The sequence below is a fragment of the Sphaerochaeta halotolerans genome (assembly GCF_003429665.1).
Taxonomy (GTDB): domain Bacteria; phylum Spirochaetota; class Spirochaetia; order Sphaerochaetales; family Sphaerochaetaceae; genus Sphaerochaeta; species Sphaerochaeta halotolerans.
Map to the genome: position 1 here is coordinate 1 of NZ_QUWK01000044.1, position 1,058 is coordinate 1,058.

Below are 1,058 nucleotides of genomic sequence, written 5' to 3' on the forward strand. Positions count from 1 at the left end.
ATCATGCTGCTCAAGCTTCACTACCAGGTACGGACGGTGAAGGGGACACTGGCTCTCCTTTGTGAGAACGGGAACCTGAAGGATATGCTTGGAATCACCAGGGTACCCAGTGAGGCGACCGTGAGCAGGCTTTCCAGGGAAGTAGAGAGGATCGTTGACCCCTCGGTCCTCCACGATCGGGTGATACAGGCGTATACATCATCAATGGACCGGCTGGCTATCGGACACCTGAGCATAGACAGCACTACCATCGGAGCACGGGAGAAGCCCATCAAGACCAGGGCACAGGAAGCCAAGGCCAACAAGAAGAGAGGACGCAAGGCGAAGGGATCGCTGGAGGAACAACAGTATCGTGAGCGTCAGGCCAGGCTGGAGCAAGAACGGATTGCCTGTCTGCAGGAATCCTTCGGGGAGTCGATGGCAAAACTGGAAATGCGCTGTTCCATTACCGCGAAACAGAATTCCAAAGGGAAGAAACAATGGTTCATCGGCTACAAGGCCCATCTTGCCACTGATGATTATGGGGTGCCCGTGAGCTTCGCGGTGACCGGGGCCTCGGTCCATGACAGCAAGGTTGCGGTTCCCCTCATGAAAAAGGCAAGGGAGACCACTGATTTCTTGTATGTACTGCTCGACAAGGGGTACATCAGCCCTGTGATCAACGACTATGTCGACATGATAGGAAGGAAGGCGATCATCGACCGCAGGGCCTACAAGGGGGTGGTCGCCGACCCCCTGGATCCCGCTTCCCAGAGGAGGTATGCTGCCAGGACCACCGTGGAGAGGACCAACAGCGAGCTCAAGGACGGGTTCCTTCCCGACACCATCTACAAGCGAGGTTCGCACGCCCGGTATGAGATTGGGCTGGCCATTCTCCTCACCACCATGAGGAAGGTGCGGAATGTGCTTATCCTGTATGAGCAACGCAAGGCACACAGGGTATCCTAGCCACAGCCAAATGGAATTGAAAACACCCCTCCAATGAAGAAGGGATGCCTTGACGCGTCTATCGATTTGCTTTGGGGGTGATTCTCTCCGTCATCCTGGTGAGAAATCAT

At 55.4% G+C, this 1,058-nt stretch carries 1 protein-coding gene; it reads left to right on the top strand.

What is annotated here, in order from left to right:
- Positions 1 to 948, top strand: a 948-nt coding sequence (locus DYP60_RS13895) for a transposase (RefSeq protein ID WP_133299363.1), incomplete at its 5' end; no start/stop codon positions are given.
- Positions 949 to 1,058 lie beyond the last annotated feature (110 nt).